Below are 14,559 nucleotides of genomic sequence, written 5' to 3'. Positions count from 1 at the left end.
CGGTTTAAAAGGTTATTAAAGGTATAAAAAAAGCCGGATTTTCATCCGGCTGCAAGTTTTTTAGAAAAATTCTTTCATTTTGTCAAAGAAGCTTTTCTCTGATTTTCCAGGATCTGGCTTGAAGTTATCCGAGTTTTGGAGGCTTTCAAGAATCTGCCGCTCGTCCTTGGATAGTTGTTTTGGAGTCCATACATTGACTTGGATCAATTGATCTCCTCTGCTATAACCATTGATATCTTTTATCCCTTTTCCTTTCAACCTAAGCATTTTACCACTTTGGGTTCCTGCATCAAGTTTTATTTTTACTTTTCCTTCAATAGTAGGGACTTCTATCTGTGAGCCCAAGGCTGCATCTATGAAACTGACATACAATTCAAAGATGACGTCATTTCCGTTTCTTTGGAGGACTTCATCTTCGATCTCCTCGATCACGATCAATAAATCACCTGGAACACCACCTGCTGTTTCATTTCCTTTTCCGGACATGCTGAGCTGCATTCCGTCAGCTACACCTGCAGGGATATTGATAGATATGATTTCTTCTTTGAGAATAAGTCCTCTGATATCTGCCTCAGCAGGTTTTTTGTCTACTATTTGACCATTTCCTCCACATACGTGGCAGGCGCTGGCAGAAACCATCTGGCCCAGCATGGTATTGACGACTTTTTTTATTTGTCCCGAACCTTGGCAGGTTGAACAGTTTTTGAATGTAACGCCATCGGCAATTACATGACGTTTTACTTTGATTTTTTTCTCAACTCCGTTGGCTATCTCTTTCAGGTTCATTTTTAATTTTACCCTGAGATTTGTTCCTTTTTTCACCCTTCTTCCACCTCTTCCTCCACCAAAGAATGAATCAAATCCGCCGCCGCCAAATATGTCTCCAAATTGGGAAAAAATATCATCCATGTTCATTCCTCCACCACTGTAGCCACCATTTCCGCCAAGTCCCTGATGTCCAAACTGGTCGTATCTTTGACGTTTTTCAGGGTTGCTTAAGACTTCATAGGCTTCAGCAGCTTCTTTGAATTTGTCTTCGGCCTCAGGATTGTCCGGATTTTTGTCAGGATGGTATTGGATTGCAAGCTTTCTATAAGCTTTTTTTATTTCATCGGGAGTTGCACTTTTACTAACTCCCAAAATTTCATAATAGTCTCTTTTAGCCATATTCCTGTCTTATGCTCCGATTACCACTTTAGCAAATCTGATGACTTTATCTCCGAGGACATATCCGTTTTCAATAACGTCAATGACTTTTCCTTTCATTTCCTCACTTGGGGAAGCTATTTGGGTAATTGCTTCCTGGGTTTCTGCATCAAAAGGCTTTCCTGTCAGATTATCCATCGGCTTAAGCCCTTTTTGCTCTAATATTCTTAATAATTTATGGAAAACAAGCTGGTTTCCTTCTCTAACTTTTGAGGCTTCGGTTTCTTTTTCATGTGCTTTGAAAGCCCTTTCAAAGTCGTCTACAACAGGAAGTATTTCTGTCATCAAATCTTCTGAAGCAGTTTTGATCAGGTCAATTCGTTCTTTTGAAGTTCTCCTTCTGTAATTTTCAAATTCAGAGTAAAGCCTCAAATATTTGTCTTTCAGTTCAGCTACCTCCTTTGTAAGTTTATCTTCTTGGGAAGTATTGCTTTTTTCTGAATTTTCTTTTTGCGCCTCATTTACAACTTGTTCCTCTTTCATTCCCTGTTCATCGGAAGCGATCTGATCCTCATTGAATATTTGTTTTTCCTCCATTTTATTTCTCAAAATTTGACTTTTTATACTTTATCAATTTGTTTGCCAAGGGCTAATGACTGACAACTTGACATTTACTGGACATTTATGGCCTGCCAAAGCATATCCTTCAATTTGTCAAGATTATATCCTGAAACTGAGGAGATGAAAATTGAATCCAAATCTTTAGGAACATCTTTCTTCATCTGTCCGATCAATTCATCGTCGAGCATGTCAGCCTTTGTTATGGCCAATAACCTCTTTTTATCCAAAAGCTCGGGATTGTATTTCTGCAATTCGCCAAGAAGTATTTTGTATTGGTTTTTGATGTTGTCAGAATCGGCAGGTATCATAAACAACAAAATTGAGTTCCGCTCAATATGTCTTAAGAATCTCAATCCAAGTCCCTTTCCTTCGGCAGCACCCTCAATAATTCCTGGAATATCAGCCATTACAAAAGACTTTTCGTCTCGGTAGGGAATGACACCGAGATTAGGGACCAAGGTGGTAAAAGGATAGTCACCGATTTCAGGCCTTGCCGCAGATATACTTGATAGTAGAGTTGATTTTCCCGCATTTGGAAAACCGACCAATCCTACATCAGCTAAAAGTTTGAGTTCAAGAATAATCCATTCTTCAATTCCATCTTCGCCAGGTTGGGCAAAATGTGGGGCTTGGTTGGTGGCTGTTTTGAAATGGTCATTTCCTAGACCACCCCTTCCTCCACGTGTAAGGATCACTTCCTGTCCTTCTTCGGTGATTTCAAACCTAGTTTCAAAAGTTTCAGCATCTTTGGCAATAGTACCAAGTGGAACTTCCAAAATTACATCCTTCCCATCTCTTCCTTTTCTTCGCCCACCTTCGCCGCCTTTTCCTTCCTCAGCGATTACATGTTTTTTGTATTTCAAATGGAGTAATGTCCATACCTGGGTGCTTCCTTTTAATATGATGTGTCCTCCTCTCCCCCCATCACCTCCGTCAGGACCTCCTTTGGGTACATGTTTTTCTCTTCGAAAATGCACTGAACCTGCTCCGCCCGCACCTGATCTGGAACAGAATTTTACGTAATCTATAAAGTTGGAATCTGCCACTTTTTCTAAAGGTTTTAAACAAAAATGGCTAAGCTTGAAGGCTTAGCCGGATAATCTTCCCTGCAAAGGTAAGAAATATTCAGAATTAGTATTGGTCAATCACTTTTGTAATGTCAGCAAAAATTCCTTCTATAGTTCCGACACCATTAATTTTGGTGAATTTTCCTTGCTTTTCATAGTATTCAGCTACAGGAAGTGTCTCATCGAGATATACCCTTATCCGGGTCTCAATTTTTGATTCATCCTGATCATCAGTTCTCCCTGAGGTTTTTCCCCTTTCTCTGATTCTTTCTTTCAATATGTCTTCGGCCACATCCAAGGCAATCATACCCGAAATTTTAATATTGTTTTTTTCCATTAATCTGTCCAATGCTTCTGCCTGAGCTACAGTTCTGGGAAATCCATCAAATATAAATCCGTTTGTTTCAGGTGTATTTGCTATTTTATCATCCACCATACTGATGACTACTTCATCCGGAACGAGTCTGCCTTCATCCATATATTTTCTGGCAAGCTTTCCGAGTTCTGTTCCTTCTCCAAGGTGTTTTCTAAACAAATCCCCTGTTGATAAATGGGTGAGGTTATATTTTGATATAATGTTTTCGCTTTGGGTTCCTTTGCCTGCCCCCGGAGGGCCAAATAATACAATATTGAGCATATTCTGATTTAGTTAATATGATTATATTTATTTCAATTGGTAGAGTTCCGGAAGATTTCTTCCCAATCCGTCAAAGTCCATTCCGTATCCTACCACAAACTTATTTGGAATTTCAAATCCGATATAATTTATTTCCATGGGATATTTAAGAGCTTCAGGCTTTAATAGCAATGTTGCTATCGCGATTTTTTTTGGATGCTCTTTTTGGACCATCTCTAAGAGATGGGTCATGCTTAACCCTGTATCAATAATATCTTCTACAATAATAATAGACCTGTTTTTCAAATCAATATCTAGACCCATAAGGTTTTTGACATTTCCGGTAGAGCTTGTTCCCGAATAAGAAGAAACTTTGACAAAACTGACTTCCATAGGTGTGGATATAGATTTTACCAAATCAGACAAAAACATAAAGGAACCATTGAGAACTCCAAGCAAAACAGGACAGTCCTCTTTGAAATCCTTCGATATTTCATTCCCGATTTCTTCAACCCTCTTCTTCAAAGAATTGGCAGTAATATATGGAACAAATATTTTTTCTTTAATTGATATCATAGGATCAAATAAAAATGCCCTTTTTTCAAGGGCAGGGCAAATATAAAAAAAAAAGATTCCTCTCCATCTATTTAATTGTTAATCCTATAATCGTTTCATCAAATATTTATACAAGTCCACCATGTTTTGAAGGTCTTTTAATGAAACTTTTTCTTGAGGAGTATGTACATTATCCTCAGGGGCTCCGATAAAGCACCAATCAATAGGATAGGGTGAAAATTGGATCTCTCGACCATCACTTCCACCGCTTCCTTCAACTTCCAGTTGATAAGGAATACCACTCTCCTCTGCAAGACTCAGTATTTTTTCGAGAAATTTTTTTCTGGGGATAAATTTATCCCGCAAAGAAATCGCAACCCCATTGTGATGCTGAACACCTTCAGTGACCCATGTGATATCAGAAATCAAGGCGAATTTGATCGGTGCATTTTCGTTTATAAATCTTAGCAAATAGGGAACACTTCCACCTCCATGTTCCTCATAAGTCGAAAATGCAACCCATCCATTTTCTAATTCCTCGCATAATTTCAGACAATTGTAAATCCCAAGTCGGTTGTCTAAATAAGCTGCTTGGATAAATTCATCGTCAATAGTGATGGATTGTTCAAAGGAAAGTAAGGTGCCCCGGTCTATTGCCCTTGGGAAATCATGAAAGGCAAAATCGTCATTCAATATTATTTTGCATGAAATTGGTCCAAGACTATCATGCCCAATAAGTCTAGTTCCTTGTTCAATTTCAGGGCCTCCTATTGGGATAAGCTGATTTTCATATCTTGTGGAAAACCCGATTGTATCTATATGAGAAAATACAGCGCCCGTCGGTTTTCCAAATTTAAGTAACAGACAGTCATGGAAATCCTCTCCAAAATATACCTCAGGCTGAACCTTCCAATGATCTTTGCGTTTCCATATATATTCAATGAGAAAATCTGTCATTGGTGATTCATTTCCCGAAACGCTGTTTATCTTTAAAAGATCAATCAATAATTTTGACATGATTTAATGTATTTTGTATAGTTCTAAATTGTAAATTCATTAAAAATCAAAAAGAATTTTGGTATAGTTTTAAAATATTAATATACATTTGTGAATAGTTAAAAGTTTATAAATTTGCAGTCAAATCAATTAAACACCTAAAAATCTGAACAAAAAATTTTTTATTATGAAAAAAATATTACTATCTACAATTATGGCGGGCTGTTTAGCTTTAGGAGTTAACGCCCAAGACGACTATAACAAGTGGTCTTTAGAACTCAATGGAGGTTTCAACAAACCGATGGCTCCTTTGTCACCTGGATATTTCTCACCTACATTAAATCTTGGTCATATCGACTTTGGTGTAAGGTATATGTTCAATGACAAATTTGGTGCAAAATTGGATTATGGCTTGGGTTCATTCAGTGAATCCGGAAAAGACAACAATCCTGCATTTTCTACTAGTTACTACAGGTTAAACCTTCAAGGTATCGCCAACTTAGGTAGAATAATGAAATTTGAATCATTTACTAGAAGAGTAAACTTGCTTGGTCATTTAGGCGCAGGTATCGGTCAGGTTAGACATGATGGTCCTCCAATTACATTCGATGATAATGTTTACAACATCATCACAGGGTTAACCACTCAGATTAAACTCTCTGAGAAAATTGCTCTAACAGGAGATATCAGTACGATCCTTAATGGTAGACAAACTGTTACTTTTGACGGTAATACCAACATTGGTCCATCATTGGACAATGGTTTCTATGGTACTAACGGAACTTGGTGGACAGGAACTCTTGGTTTGACCTTCTATCTTGGGAAAAGTGCAACACATGCAGATTGGTATGTGGAAGCTGATAAATATGCTACAAAAGCAGAATTGGCTCAACAAATCGGTGAGATCAAGGATATGCTTAAAGATTCTGACGGTGATGGTATTCCTGATTACTTAGATAAAGAACCAAATACTCCATCAGGCGCAAGAGTTGATTCTAACGGCAGAACAATTGATTCTGACGGTGATGGTATTCCTGATCATTTGGATAAATGTCCATTTGCTCCAGGCCCTGCTTCTAACAACGGCTGCCCAATCGAGCAAGTAAAAGAAGAAGTTGATTTCTTCAAGAGAGCTATAAATGAAAATTATGTTAACGTTTACTATGCTTTCGATTCAGCTAAACCACTTGGATTCTCTGCTTCTTCAGTGAATTATGTTTCTAATTTCTTGAAAAGAAATCCAGGAGTTAAATTGGAAGTCAAAGGATTTGCAGATGAATTAGGTCCTGAAGATTACAACATGAAGTTGTCAGAAAGACGTGCTAAAGCTGTATATGATCTTTTGATCGCAGCAGGTATTGATGCATCAAGACTTTCTTACAAAGGTTACGGTGAAGACACTAGTGTAGACAAAAACTCAGCTGACGCAAGACAATTGTCCAGAAGAGCTAGTTTTGAAGTTAAATAATCTCATCTAATAACATTCAAAGCCCGATTCCTAGAATCGGGCTTTTTTTTTGACTATATTTTAAAATTCACCGATTAATGGTTGTTTTATTTATTGTGACATTTAATCTGACCAAAATAAAATTCTTGCATTATGTTTATTTTAGAAAAAAATAATAGTGTGGCCAACCACTTTCTCGCTGAACTCAGAGATAAAAATCATCAAAAAGACAGGTTAAGATTTAGGAGGAATCTCGAAAGATTGGGGGAAATAATGGCCTACGAAATATCGAAAACATTGACTTATCGGGATGTTTATGTTGAAACTCCTTTAGGAACAAAAAAATCACGTTTGATCCTAGAACAACCAATCATCATTTCAGTAATGAGGGCTGCACTTCCTTTTTACCAAGGATTTTTAAATTTTTTTGATCTAGCTGACAGCGGATTTATAGGGGCTTATCGAAAGGAGGAGGAAAATGTAAATGAAGGAATTGAAATAGAGTATTTGTATCAGGCGACTCCTGATATCAATAACAAGAATCTAATTTTGGTTGATCCAATGTTAGCAACCGGAAAATCAATTGTCAAGACTATTGAAAATCTACAAATAAAAGGGATTGCTCAAAATATTCATATTGTAAGTGTAATTGCTGCACCGGAAGGTGTTAGGTATGTTAATGAAAATGTCAAAATTCCATTCAAATTATGGATTTGCTCTTTAGATGAACGTCTAAATGAGAAATCATATATTATTCCAGGCCTTGGAGATGCTGGAGATCTTTGCTTTGGAAATAAAATCTAATCAATAGATGATTTATTTGTTTTTATGTCTAGGCTTAATAATTCTATTAGGTGGAGGAAAGTTTTTAGTGGATGGAGCGTCCTCGTTGGCACTTAAGTTTGGCTTAAGCCAAGGATTTATCGGACTTACAATTGTCGCTTTTGGAACATCCGCTCCTGAACTTTTAGTAAGTATCAATGCTGCCTTGGATGGTAAAAGCGATATTGCAATTGGGAATGTTATAGGTTCTAATATTGCAAATATTTCCTTGGTCTTGGGGATCAGCGCAACTTTGTTTCCGATCAAAATAAACTCTTCTGTTTTCAAAGTTGATTATTTGGTGCTCATATTAAGTTCAATTATTTTTTATCTTCTATCTTATAATGGTATTATTTCAAGTATTGAAGGGCTTGTTCTTCTTCTGATTCTTTTTTTGATAAATCTTTATTTTTTTCATAAACTAGGAAACGCAAACCTCAGTGAGTTGGAAAGTGATTTGATCTTACCAATACCGGTTTGGAAATCCCTTCTTTTTCTTGGTTTAGGTATTATTGGACTTTATTACGGTGCTGATTTGTTTGTTGAAAGTGCTGTTGAAATTGCTTCTGTTTTTGGAGTGAGTGAAAGGATTATTGGAATTACTGTAATAGCCATTGGCACTAGCTTGCCTGAAATGGCCACTTCAGTTATCGCAGCCATTAATAAAAAAACCGATATTGCTGTTGGGAATATTCTTGGAAGCAATATCATGAATATTCTGGCTATAATTGGGGCAACTGCGGCCATTAGCCCTATTCCTGTTTCTGAAGGTTTCCTTAAACAAGATTTTTTCTGGATGTTGGGATTTACATTTATTTTATTTCCCATTTTGAGAACAGGTAACAGGGTTTCCAGAATTGAAGGTGTTTTCCTGTTTGTTGGCTATTTCACTTACATTTTCATTATTTTATGACAAACTATATTTTGAAATTTCTTGGGATTTATGTTGCCTGTCTTTTCAAATTCATATCAGGACCAGTTTTGGGTGCTGCGGCAGGTTTTTCTTTGGTTGAGATAGTCTTGGTTTCGGTTGGGGGTATGATGACCACAGTGGTATCATTGACCTATGTCGGGGATTGGTTTAAATCCTATTGGGACTTAAAAATTTCACCCAATAAAAAAAGATTTTCCCCAAGGTCACGGAAAATTGTAAGGGTATGGAGAAAGTTTGGTCCCATCGGTGTCGCTGTATTCACGCCTATTTTTCTAACTCCTATTGGAGGAACAATTGTAATGAATGCATTCAATGTAGATAAAAAGATAATTATTCTTTACATGTCCATCAGTGCTTTCTTTTGGGCGTTTGTTCTTGGAGGTTCAATAAATTGGATATTGAGCATCCCTTTCTTTGATACTTTACTCCGCTGAATGCTCATCAGGTAGGATTTCAATATCCTGAATCAAAACACGTTTTGATATTTCCTGTCCTGTAAGTGTTGCCGCCAAGCCACCCATTGCGGTTTCTTTATATCTACTTTCCATACTTGATCCGATTTCGCCCATTGCTTCGATGCACTCATCGACAGGAATGACAGAACTAACAGCAGCAATTGCAATTTGGGCTGAACTGAATGCAATGGCTGCGGCACTTGCATTTCTGACTACACAAGGAACTTCGACCAATCCTGCCACAGGATCACATACAAGTCCGAGCATACATTGGATGGTAATGGCCACTGCATTGAAGACCTGATCAATTGTTCCCCCAAGACAATATACAATTGCACCTGATGCCATTGCAGCAGCTGAACCAGTTTCGGCTTGACAACCGCCCACTGCACCGGCCAAACTCGCTTTCTGTTCGATAATTAAGGCAATACCTGCCCCAACCAATAATCCTTCTATAATCTTTGAATCAGAAAGTCCATGAATTTCCTGTAATGTGTACAAAGTTCCCGGTAAAATACCTGATGCACCTGCCGTCGGTGCAGCAACAACCCTTCCCATACAAGAATTGACTTCCTTGGCTGCTAAAGCTCTTGAGATCAGCTTTTGAAAATCTGTTGATAAAACAGCAAGAGGAAAATTAAATACTTTTTTTGCACCGTTATTGATCATTCCGGATCTTGAAGTCATATCAGCAACCAATCCTGTGTCTACAGCCTCTTTCATGACATTGTAGGCTTTTTGCAAACCTGCCAATATTTCTTCTTCAACTCCGTTTTTTTGAGAAATTTCGAAATCAATAACAGCCTGGTGTAAGCTGATTTGATTTTTTTCACAATGGGATTTCCACCCAACAAAACTATCAAACAAGAATCGCATATAATATTTGGGCTATAGTATGGACAAATTTGTACAAACAATCCAATAAAACAAAAGCCCCCACAGTATGTCTGCAGAGGCTTGTTGAATTTTGGATTTTTTACTTACCTGACATTGGTAACCGTGACCTTAAAAATCATGGGCTCAAATGGCCTGGCGATTTGTGTCAAGAACCCTTTGTCAAACAAATCTTTTCTGATAGTAAATGGGAACACTTGTGCAGAGACCCCGAATCCTAAATGGGAGGGAATGATTACTTCGATTTCCTGACCCTTTTTCAAACCTTTTAAACTTAGATTTAAAAATTTGGGATTTGATTCACTTCCTACGGTAACTTGAAAAGGAGTTGTTCCTATTGACTGGGCAAAAGGAGTTTGACTGTCTAGCTGAAGGATCTTATATGTAAAATTGATGATGTCTCCATTTGCAGTCACTTTACTTTCAGGATCACCTACTTTGGTAGTTTTTACGTAGATACTGTCTGCTGTTTTTATGAATCCCTCCAGATTTTTTTCTAAAATGTAATCCAGAATCATCTCCTCTTCGATTTCCTTGATTTCATTATTGGTATAGGTTTCCGCGTATTTTACTTTTATCACAAGATTGGAATTGGCAAGTATCAATTGCTGGTAACTGTACTCTTGGTAGGCGAGATAGGAGGGGACATAAAGTGTAAATGATTCCCCTGTTTTAGCAAGTCCTGAACCAAAATTGATTGCCCGAGGAATCAATCCTCCCTCGGTATACCTAAATATTCTCGGAGGTTTAGTTTCATCAGTATAATCCTCGATCAATTGACCATCAATGGTTTTGATTTCATAATATACACCAATGTTATCATTGTTAACGATCTGATTCCCAGTTTCATTCGAGATGTCTTTTTTATAGAAATAACCCACTTGGGTCTCTATGGCATCAATATTATTGCTAGAAAGATAATCAGACAAGATCTTGTCGTCTCTTTCTATCGCAATCTGTAAATCTGACTCAACTTCCGGAAAACATCCTGAAATACCTACCAGCAATCCAAGCATGACAGGTAATATAATTTTTCTAATCATTGTTATTCTTTTTATTTTTTAATTGAAAGTTCATTCTAAGATTTATGCCTCCGATTGAGAATTGTTGGTTTGTAAAGGTTTGGTTTCCAAGAGCGATTTTATAAAAAGGTTCTATGGAAAGAAATGTCCCATTTTTAAGGTTTTGCTCAAATCCTACTCCAAAATTCAACATCCGCCCCGTATCAATGCCGCTTTCTTGGGAATCTGGTTCTAAGGTTTGGGTAATAGTCTCAACTGCTTGTTGGCTATTTGCAAAATTTGTGGTTGCGATATTGGCAGTGCTGAAAGTGGTGACATCCTGCTGATTGAGATATACCATATTGGACACACCCGAAATCAAATAAAGGTCAGATTCTTTTTTCTCAAAGACTTTGTATTTGAGGTTCAATGGAATTTCCAATTGTCCAAAACTTAATTCCCGGGAGGAGTTGATTACGTTTCCGGTAAATGAAGCAATTTTCATGTCAAAATTTTCCATAGCATTTGGATTGCTTGCCAACATTGGACTTGAATTTGAATTTGGCGAAATATTTTGTCTTGCATATGCCAAACCCACATCAAACTTAAGTTTTTTGGATATTGAAAATTCGGACATCAGTCCGGCTCCCATGTTGATGCTTTGGGTTGAATTGGAAATGGTCTGTGGCGCAACCAAAACCCCTAGTTTAATGGGTTCCTTTCCAAATGAGTTTTTTTCAACCTCATTTTCTTCCAAAGCGATTGCCTTTTCACTTTTCCATTCTTCGATTTGAACGATGGCCTCTTCTTGGGTCATTTGTTCACTTTCGCTTTTTCCTATCAGCTCTGAGGAGGTTTTTGGAGTATTTAAAAAGTTGGAATTTCCCGCTGGTTTTTGGTCAGGCAATAGGGTGCTTTTTGTTTTTTCTGCTAAATAGGTATCCTCTTCTAAAGCGTCTTTTTTTGTTGCTGTGGTTTTGGATAGGTGAGGAGCTTTGTTTGAAGTATTGTTTTTTTGTCCAAAATCTTCATTTAAATCTTTATTTTTTGATTGATCGGTATCAGGCAAATCAATGGGAGAATGGATTTCTTCTGAAATTGCCGTATTTTTTTCTTCAGGTTTATCTTCTTCTTTGAGGGTAATCAGGTTTGGAGTTTGGTTTGTCGTTTGTTGAATTGGGGTAAACAAGGAATTCAATGTGATTCCCAAAAGTATTGTCGCTGCGATACCTGAAGCCCATTTTATCCAAAAGAGCATTGGTTTGGCTTCTTTTTTGAAATAAATTTTTGAAAATTTATCCCATTCAGAAGCATCAAATATTTCCTCTTTTTCACTTAAAGAGGATTTGATTTTGTTTACAAGTTTTTTATCGAATTGCTCCCGCATTTTTGATTTGATTTAACTCCAGGATTTTTTCTCGCAATTTCTTTTTTGCCCTTGCCAAATAGGTTCTCGATGTACTTGAAGGAATTCCCAATTGTTCGCTGATTTCGTTATGAGAATACCCTTCTATTTCGTACATATTGAAAATTATTCTTAAGATTTCAGGAAGATCCCTTAAAACTCCGAGAATATCATCGGCTGAAAGTTGGTCTATGATATCAGGATCAAGTGTTTCTGTATCGGCTTTTTCGATATCCATTACAGCTGTATGTTTTATGTTTTTCCTGTAATAGTCGATCGAAGTATTGATCAGAATACGTCTTAACCAACCTTTGAAAGAGTTTTGGTTGTCATATTGACCAATCTTATCAAAAGCTTTCATAAAGCTGTCGTTGATGATTTCACACGCTTCCTCTCTGGAATTTGAATACCTTAAAGCTACACTCATGGCATAGCCATAGAACTGCTTATAGAGCATTTCTATGGACTTTCTGTTTCCATTTTTTGCTTCTTGGATAAGGTGTTTTTCCAAAGATTATTGCTTTTTATTAAGCCTTCTCTTTTAAAGACGGCCCGTGTTTGTAAAATGCGACACCAAGGTTAAAAATTATTGTACACCAAACAGACTTAAATTTCCCGACAAGGGTTTCGGATGGAACTGATTTTGTATGACTGAAAAGCAAAGTTAATTCTATTATTGAAGAAAAATTTTTGTCAGCATCTTATAAAGTAGCCATTTTAGGGAAATCCGAAATAAAAACGCTTCAATTACTTACTAAAGTTATTTGTAAAGTTCTATTCAAAGATTTCTTGATATGTAACTTTTTATCATTGCCTTAAACTCTTACTTTTATATTTGGTTAAAAACTTACTTAAAAAGTTTCCGTTTAATCGTTAACCTCGTTGAAATGAAAAAAATCGCCTATATATCAATTTTCTTCTTTTTTGTTTCAGCTTCCGTTGTCCTCGCCCAAAGAGAGGATGCAGGAAATTATGAATATGACAGAGAAGTCCTTTTTGGAATCAATAAAAATACCAATGGAGGTTTGATTGGGGGCTTTGTTTTGAAAATGGGATATAGGATCGATGAAACCAATTTTCATTTTTTTGGTCTTGATCTAGTAAATGTCAAAAACCCAAAAGAAGTCAGATATTCTACTGTTTTGGGAAATTCATATATTTTCGGAAAATCAAACTACCTATATTCAATCAGACCCTATTATGGCCGGGAATTGATTGTATTCAAAAAAGCACCACAGCAAGGGGTTCAGGTTTCGCTTTTGGGAGCTATTGGACCCACTATCGGTATTATTGCACCTTACTATATTGAATACGCCATCAATAGGTTGGAGACAGTCAGAGAGCAATTTGATCCTGAAGTCCATCAAAGCAGATTCAATATTTTGGGACCTGGAAGGGTATTCGAAGGCATTGGTGGATCCGATATAGCTTTTGGTGGAAATGCAAAAGCAGCAGTACTTTTTGAGTTTGGTGTATTTAAATCAAATGTGACAGGTTTGGAACTTGGATACCAATTGGAAGGTTTTACCAAAGAAATCCCGCTGATGCCAACTGTTGAAAACCGTCAGGTATTCCAATCAGTTTACTTCACGTTTTTCTATGGGTTCAGGAAATAAATCCTTTATTGGGTTTAATCCTCCACAGAACTTAATTTTGCATTCCTAATTTTAAGACCATGATCGAATTACCAATAATTTCCGAAGAGGCAACCAAAAGAAAAAAACCTGATTGGTTGAGAGTGAAGTTGCCTATTGGAAAGGAATATGCCAAAGTCAGAAAACTAGTTGACGAACATAAACTCCATACGATCTGCGAAAGCGGTAACTGTCCAAACATGGGTGAATGTTGGGGAGCCGGGACAGCGACCTTTATGATTTTGGGAAATGTCTGTACCAGATCCTGCTCATTTTGTGCAGTTGCCACAGGAAGACCACCTGAATATGATACCGACGAACCAAGAAGAGTGGCAGAAGCCATCAAGTTGATGGGAGTTAAGCATGCTGTAATTACTTCGGTAAATAGGGATGAACTCAAGGATAAAGGTTCTGAGATTTGGTATCAGACTGTGGTCGAAACGAAAAAATTATCTCCTCAGACTACTATTGAAACCCTTATCCCTGATGTAAAATCCAATTGGGATGCATTGTATAGAATGATCAGTGGTGGGCAAGAAGTGGTTTCCCATAATATGGAAACGGTGGAGGCTCTTTACCGAAGGGTGAGACCGCAGGCAAAATACAGTCGATCTTTGGAACAGATCAAATTGACCAAGGAGTATGGGAAAAGAACCAAAACCGGGATTATGCTTGGTTTGGGTGAGAGCAAAGAGGAAGTTTACAAAGCGATGGATGATCTTGCCGAACACGGGTGTGACATTCTGACACTCGGTCAATACCTTCAGCCTACCAAAATGCATATTGAAGTGGCGGAATTTATCCATCCTGATTTATTTGCTCATTATAAAGAAGAGGGTTTGAAAAGAGGGATAAAATATGTCGAATCGGGGCCATTGGTGAGGTCTTCTTACCACGCTGAGAGACATGTGAATGTATAAATCGATCTAATGGTCAAAAATAGTTGGTAAAACACCTTCTAACAGT

General features: G+C 37.3%; 16 protein-coding genes. 6 read left to right on the top strand and 10 right to left on the bottom strand.

The window, feature by feature from the left end; all coding sequences use genetic code 11:
* Positions 1 to 60: 60 nt before the first annotated feature.
* The 6 genes from dnaJ to NU887_RS18875 all read right to left on the bottom strand — a co-directional run bounded on the left by dnaJ (position 61) and on the right by NU887_RS18875 (position 5,022).
* A complete protein-coding gene (dnaJ, locus tag NU887_RS18900; protein ID WP_258424952.1) occupies positions 61 to 1,167 on the bottom strand; it encodes a molecular chaperone DnaJ in 1,107 nt (368 codons plus the stop codon).
* 9 nt (positions 1,168 to 1,176) lie between these two features.
* Positions 1,177 to 1,743, bottom strand: a complete 567-nt coding sequence (locus NU887_RS18895; RefSeq protein ID WP_258424951.1) for a nucleotide exchange factor GrpE — start codon at positions 1,741 to 1,743, stop codon at positions 1,177 to 1,179.
* 74 nt (positions 1,744 to 1,817) lie between these two features.
* Positions 1,818 to 2,813 carry a GTPase ObgE gene (obgE, locus tag NU887_RS18890; RefSeq protein ID WP_258424950.1) on the bottom strand — a complete coding sequence of 332 codons (996 nt, stop codon included), beginning with the start codon at positions 2,811 to 2,813 and terminating at the stop codon, positions 1,818 to 1,820.
* A gap of 85 nt (positions 2,814 to 2,898) precedes the next feature.
* Complete coding sequence (locus NU887_RS18885; protein ID WP_258424949.1) at positions 2,899 to 3,471, bottom strand: adenylate kinase; 573 nt, start codon at positions 3,469 to 3,471, stop codon at positions 2,899 to 2,901.
* Positions 3,472 to 3,498: 27 nt separating this feature from the next.
* Positions 3,499 to 4,026 carry a hypoxanthine phosphoribosyltransferase gene (gene hpt / locus NU887_RS18880; protein ID WP_258424948.1) on the bottom strand — a complete coding sequence of 176 codons (528 nt, stop codon included), beginning with the start codon at positions 4,024 to 4,026 and terminating at the stop codon, positions 3,499 to 3,501.
* An 84-nt stretch (positions 4,027 to 4,110) separates the two neighbouring features.
* Positions 4,111 to 5,022, bottom strand: coding sequence for a M20/M25/M40 family metallo-hydrolase (locus NU887_RS18875; protein ID WP_258424947.1), 912 nt, complete (start codon positions 5,020 to 5,022; stop codon positions 4,111 to 4,113).
* Positions 5,023 to 5,188: 166 nt separating this feature from the next.
* Between NU887_RS18875 and NU887_RS18870 the strand changes: the two genes are divergently transcribed.
* The 4 genes from NU887_RS18870 (at position 5,189) to NU887_RS18855 (ending at position 8,638) form a co-directional block, all read left to right on the top strand.
* Complete coding sequence (locus NU887_RS18870) at positions 5,189 to 6,469, top strand: OmpA family protein (RefSeq protein ID WP_258424946.1); 1,281 nt, start codon at positions 5,189 to 5,191, stop codon at positions 6,467 to 6,469.
* 132 nt (positions 6,470 to 6,601) lie between these two features.
* Entirely contained in the window at positions 6,602 to 7,252 is a 651-nt protein-coding gene (upp, locus tag NU887_RS18865; RefSeq protein WP_258424945.1) for a uracil phosphoribosyltransferase, read from the top strand.
* A gap of 7 nt (positions 7,253 to 7,259) precedes the next feature.
* A complete protein-coding gene (locus NU887_RS18860) occupies positions 7,260 to 8,183 on the top strand; it encodes a calcium/sodium antiporter (RefSeq protein ID WP_258424944.1) in 924 nt (307 codons plus the stop codon).
* On the top strand, positions 8,180 to 8,638 hold the full coding sequence (locus tag NU887_RS18855; protein WP_258424943.1) for a hypothetical protein: 459 nt from the start codon (positions 8,180 to 8,182) through the stop codon (positions 8,636 to 8,638). Before NU887_RS18860 ends, NU887_RS18855 begins: the two co-directional genes overlap by 4 nt.
* Here the strand turns inward: NU887_RS18855 and sdaAA are convergent.
* The 4 genes from sdaAA to NU887_RS18835 form a co-directional block, all read right to left on the bottom strand.
* Positions 8,627 to 9,535, bottom strand: coding sequence for an L-serine ammonia-lyase, iron-sulfur-dependent, subunit alpha (gene sdaAA, locus NU887_RS18850; RefSeq protein ID WP_258424942.1), 909 nt, complete (start codon positions 9,533 to 9,535; stop codon positions 8,627 to 8,629). The two genes, NU887_RS18855 and sdaAA, sit on opposite strands and share 12 nt — an antisense overlap.
* Positions 9,536 to 9,639: 104 nt before the next feature.
* Entirely contained in the window at positions 9,640 to 10,596 is a 957-nt protein-coding gene (locus NU887_RS18845; protein ID WP_258424941.1) for an FKBP-type peptidyl-prolyl cis-trans isomerase, read from the bottom strand.
* Complete coding sequence (locus NU887_RS18840) at positions 10,589 to 11,941, bottom strand: hypothetical protein (RefSeq protein ID WP_258424940.1); 1,353 nt, start codon at positions 11,939 to 11,941, stop codon at positions 10,589 to 10,591. The genes NU887_RS18845 and NU887_RS18840 overlap by 8 nt, the downstream gene beginning before the upstream one ends.
* Complete coding sequence (locus NU887_RS18835) at positions 11,922 to 12,470, bottom strand: RNA polymerase sigma factor (RefSeq protein ID WP_258424939.1); 549 nt, start codon at positions 12,468 to 12,470, stop codon at positions 11,922 to 11,924. The genes NU887_RS18840 and NU887_RS18835 overlap by 20 nt, the downstream gene beginning before the upstream one ends.
* 376 nt (positions 12,471 to 12,846) lie before the next feature.
* Here NU887_RS18835 and NU887_RS18830 point away from each other — a divergent pair, with 376 nt between their 5' ends.
* Entirely contained in the window at positions 12,847 to 13,575 is a 729-nt protein-coding gene (locus tag NU887_RS18830; protein ID WP_258424938.1) for a hypothetical protein, read from the top strand.
* Positions 13,576 to 13,634: 59 nt separating this feature from the next.
* Positions 13,635 to 14,513 carry a lipoyl synthase gene (gene lipA / locus NU887_RS18825; protein ID WP_258424937.1) on the top strand — a complete coding sequence of 293 codons (879 nt, stop codon included), beginning with the start codon at positions 13,635 to 13,637 and terminating at the stop codon, positions 14,511 to 14,513.
* The last annotated feature ends 46 nt before the right edge of the window (positions 14,514 to 14,559 follow it).

It is taken from the genome of Aquiflexum gelatinilyticum (assembly GCF_024741135.1).
Lineage (GTDB): Bacteria > Bacteroidota > Bacteroidia > Cytophagales > Cyclobacteriaceae > Cognataquiflexum > Cognataquiflexum gelatinilyticum.
This window is presented reverse-complemented; position numbering and strand designations above follow the sequence as displayed.

Coding starts and splice junctions, on each gene's coding strand:
- dnaJ (WP_258424952.1), bottom strand. CDS start 1,167: ATGGCTAAAAGAGACTATTATGAAATTTTGGGAGTTAGTAAAAGTGCA.
- NU887_RS18895 (WP_258424951.1), bottom strand. CDS start 1,743: ATGGAGGAAAAACAAATATTCAATGAGGATCAGATCGCTTCCGATGAA.
- NU887_RS18885 (WP_258424949.1), bottom strand. CDS start 3,471: ATGCTCAATATTGTATTATTTGGCCCTCCGGGGGCAGGCAAAGGAACC.
- hpt (WP_258424948.1), bottom strand. CDS start 4,026: ATGATATCAATTAAAGAAAAAATATTTGTTCCATATATTACTGCCAAT.
- NU887_RS18875 (WP_258424947.1), bottom strand. CDS start 5,022: ATGTCAAAATTATTGATTGATCTTTTAAAGATAAACAGCGTTTCGGGA.
- NU887_RS18870 (WP_258424946.1), top strand. CDS start 5,189: ATGAAAAAAATATTACTATCTACAATTATGGCGGGCTGTTTAGCTTTA.
- upp (WP_258424945.1), top strand. CDS start 6,602: ATGTTTATTTTAGAAAAAAATAATAGTGTGGCCAACCACTTTCTCGCT.
- NU887_RS18860 (WP_258424944.1), top strand. CDS start 7,260: ATGATTTATTTGTTTTTATGTCTAGGCTTAATAATTCTATTAGGTGGA.
- NU887_RS18855 (WP_258424943.1), top strand. CDS start 8,180: ATGACAAACTATATTTTGAAATTTCTTGGGATTTATGTTGCCTGTCTT.
- sdaAA (WP_258424942.1), bottom strand. CDS start 9,535: ATGCGATTCTTGTTTGATAGTTTTGTTGGGTGGAAATCCCATTGTGAA.
- NU887_RS18845 (WP_258424941.1), bottom strand. CDS start 10,596: ATGATTAGAAAAATTATATTACCTGTCATGCTTGGATTGCTGGTAGGT.
- NU887_RS18840 (WP_258424940.1), bottom strand. CDS start 11,941: ATGCGGGAGCAATTCGATAAAAAACTTGTAAACAAAATCAAATCCTCT.
- NU887_RS18830 (WP_258424938.1), top strand. CDS start 12,847: ATGAAAAAAATCGCCTATATATCAATTTTCTTCTTTTTTGTTTCAGCT.
- lipA (WP_258424937.1), top strand. CDS start 13,635: ATGATCGAATTACCAATAATTTCCGAAGAGGCAACCAAAAGAAAAAAA.